General features: G+C 38.3%; 3 protein-coding genes. 1 reads left to right on the top strand and 2 read right to left on the bottom strand.

Going from position 1 to position 3313, the window contains the following annotated elements; genetic code table 11:
* The first annotated feature begins 362 nt into the window (after positions 1–362).
* Entirely contained in the window at positions 363–1718 is a 1356-nt protein-coding gene (locus tag GH715_RS21045) for an alkaline phosphatase (RefSeq protein ID WP_153837208.1), read from the top strand.
* 61 nt (positions 1719–1779) lie between these two features.
* On the opposite strand, the gene GH715_RS21040 is transcribed toward GH715_RS21045, so the two are convergent.
* Positions 1780–2091, bottom strand: coding sequence for a hypothetical protein (locus tag GH715_RS21040; RefSeq protein WP_194928309.1), 312 nt, complete (start codon positions 2089–2091; stop codon positions 1780–1782).
* 208 nt (positions 2092–2299) lie between these two features.
* Positions 2300–3253 (bottom strand): bile acid:sodium symporter family protein, encoded by a 954-nt coding sequence (locus GH715_RS21035; RefSeq protein WP_153837209.1) that lies wholly within the window; start codon positions 3251–3253, stop codon positions 2300–2302.
* Positions 3254–3313: the final 60 nt, after the last annotated feature.

Here is a 3313-nt window from a genome sequence, read left to right as displayed (position 1 = left end):
ATAGTAATGGCACTCGAACAATCGGACAATGGAGATGGCTAAAGCCATCCCCTGTCCGAAGGCGATTCATCTCCCACCTACGCATTTTCATTCCTTGAGGTGGGAGTCTTCTCGCCTATTGCTGATAAAAAAATGCCATTTTCTGATATTATTACCTCCAGATCCAGATTAATGACGTAAAGTCCCGAATGTTGACTAGTAAAGAAGAAGGATAGTCATCAAATTTTCATGGATCAAGGTAAATAATCATGGATGTTAAGCCGGTATTTTTTTCACGTAATGTTTACCATCCATTAATAGTCTATCAATATTCATCTAGTATCTTGTAACTGTAAGCAAAATTATGAAGGAGTTGGTAGAGAATGTTTAAAAAGATTGGTGCTGTAGCACTTAGTACAGGTCTAGTTTTGTCTGCTGTGAGTGTTCCGGTTTTTGCGGACAAGCCTGATTCACCAGGAAAAGGAAACGGTAATGGATATGGTGGAAAGAAAATCGATAATATCATTTATATGATTCCAGACGGATTTAGTGGAGACTATGCTTCCAATTACCGTGTCTACAAAGGTGAAGATGCTGTTTGGGACGAACACCTAAAAGGAATGTTTACGACCAATTCGGCAAACGCTGATGTAACGGATTCTGCGGCCGCTGGTACAGCGATGGCTAGTGGTGTAAAAACTAACAATGGTGTAATCGGCCTTGATCCAGAAGGAAATGAACTAACAACCATCTTAGATGTATCTGAAGAAGCTGGTAAATCATCTGGATTAGTAGCTACATCCACGATCACACATGCCACACCTGCATCTTTTGCTGCAAATGTAGACGATAGAAATAATCAAACAGAGATTGCCAGACAGTATATCTCTAGTGAAGTAGATGTCCTTCTAGGTGGAGGGAAAAATATGTTCTTACCTGAAGCAGAAGGTGGTAACCAAGAAGATGTCAATCTGATCGAACAAGCAGAAGATGCTGGATTTACCTATGTGGAAACTAGAGAAGAGTTACAAGACAATGCAGATATTAATGTAAATCAAGGCGAAAGACTACTTGGACTCTTTGCTGATGATGCACTTTCTCCAGAATTACACCGTGATCAAAGTGTAGAGCCTAGTTTAGCAGAAATGACAGAAGCATCCATCGAGGTTTTAGAGCAAGATAAGGACGGATTTTTCCTTATGGTAGAAGGAAGTCAAATCGACTGGGCAGGACATGCCAATGATGCTGCATGGGCTATGTCTGATGTAGCGGCATTTGAGGAAGCGGTCGAAGCTGCCATTGATTTTGCTGAACAAGATGGTAAGACACTAGTGATTGTTGCTGGTGACCATGATACTGGTGGTATGACAACAGGATCTGGTGCATACTCAGGATTGAATGCGGACATTTTGAATCAGGTAACAGCAACTGGAGATTTCATGGCTACTCAATTGAATGAGGACCGCTCCAACGCAAAAGAAATAGTTGAGGAATATACTAATTTAACCATTACAGAAGATGAAGTACAAACCATTCAGAATGCTAGCGATGCAGCACTTGCAATTAATAGAGTAGTAAGTGATCATGCAGGTATTGGCTGGACAAGTACTAATCATACTGGAGCAGACATCCCTGTTTATGCATATGGTCCTCAATCTGATAAGTTTGCCGGTTTCTATGATAACACAGAACTGCCTAAGATTATGGCGAATGCTCTAAGAGTGAACTTGGAAAACTAATATTTTCAATCCCCTATTTTTGATAAAATTTAATAAAATGCAATAGCGAAAGGGCCAAAATTTAAGTTTTGGCCCTTTTTATTCGGCTAATTATTTGATAGTTAGGTAAATTGATAGATTGAGCAACTTGGTTTAACTGCTCTTGGATGGCTTCATCATCATTAACTACGAATACGATTTTTTTATAGTTTGATTCTTTATATAGCTCATAAGATCGGATTAATTTAGGTAGCATTTCCTGATTGATAGCCTTCATCTCTCTACAATCTACCTCTAAAACAAAATCAATGGTTGAAATGATGCTGATTTGTTTACGATAGTCTAGATGAAATTGTTCCGCTTGATCTGATGTAAAAGTACCTACTATCTTCATAAAAATTCAATCAAATATAATGCACAAGTGGCCCTTAACTTGACAATTATTTATGCTAATGAAAGAAGCAACTTTTCCACATAATAAAAATCTACATTTTTCTATAATATTTTCAGAAAGTTATCAAAGTTACTTTAGATTCTGATGGTATAAAAAAAGGCAGACCTTGTGAACAAGCTGCCACTTAAAATCTAACCTTTTCTTCTACTTATGCATCTATATTCTTTTGATCCTCTTTCTCCTGTAGTTTCCGATAAATAGTTGCAACTATAGGTCCAGAAATATTATGCCATACACTAAATATCGCACTTGGCACAGCTGATAATGGATTAAAGTGTGCAGCTGCAAGGGTCGCACCCAATCCTGAATTTTGCATGCCCACTTCAATGGAAACAGCTTTTTGTTGCTTAGGTTCCATCTTCATTACTTTTCCTAGCCCGTAGCCAACCAGATAGCCTAGTCCGTTATGTAGCACCACTATTAAGAAAATTAATAACCCAGTCGCTGCAATTTGTTCCTGGTTAACACTTACTACTGCAGTAACAATTGCTACAATACCAATTACTGATACTAACGGAATCGCCTTTACTCCTGCTTCCACTTTATCTTTCAACAATGCCTTAACTAATAAACCTAACAAGATCGGCACTAAAACAATTTGCACAATAGATACGAATAAAGACCCTGCAGATACTTCTAACCACTGACTAGCAAATAGATAAATTAGTGCTGGTGTTAGAAATGGTGCCAGAATCGTAGAAACTGCAGTAATCGAGACCGATAATGCTGTATCCCCTTTTGATAAGTACGTCATAACATTTGAAGAGGTACCACCAGGACAACAGCCTACTAAGATAACACCGACTGCCACCTCTTTTGAAACAGGTAAAATAGTTACGAGCGCAAAAGCAAGTAATGGCATGATCAAGAACTGACCAGCTACTCCGATTGCCACCTCTTTCGGACGTTTGAACGCTTCTTTAAAATCATTAGCAGTTAGAGTAAGTCCCATTCCAAACATAATAATACCTAATAATGGTGTGATATAGGCTGCCAACCACGTGAATCCTGAAGGTATAAGAAATGATAAGACCGCAAATAGTACAACCCAAACCGCAAATGTATTCCCTACAAAACTACTAATTTTCTCTAAACCTTTCATGTTACTCCCCCTCTTAGATGCATCGTATTGTCAAAGTTTTTCTTATTAAAATAGCTTTTT

The organism is Gracilibacillus thailandensis, assembly GCF_010994055.1.
GTDB classification, from domain to species: Bacteria; Bacillota; Bacilli; order Bacillales; family Amphibacillaceae; genus Gracilibacillus; species Gracilibacillus lacisalsi.
The sequence above is the reverse complement of the archived record's forward strand: the minus strand, read 5'-3'. Positions and strand labels throughout refer to the sequence as shown.

Coding starts and splice junctions, on each gene's coding strand:
- GH715_RS21045 (WP_153837208.1), top strand. CDS start 363: ATGTTTAAAAAGATTGGTGCTGTAGCACTTAGTACAGGTCTAGTTTTG.
- GH715_RS21040 (WP_194928309.1), bottom strand. CDS start 2,091: ATGAAGATAGTAGGTACTTTTACATCAGATCAAGCGGAACAATTTCAT.
- GH715_RS21035 (WP_153837209.1), bottom strand. CDS start 3,253: ATGAAAGGTTTAGAGAAAATTAGTAGTTTTGTAGGGAATACATTTGCG.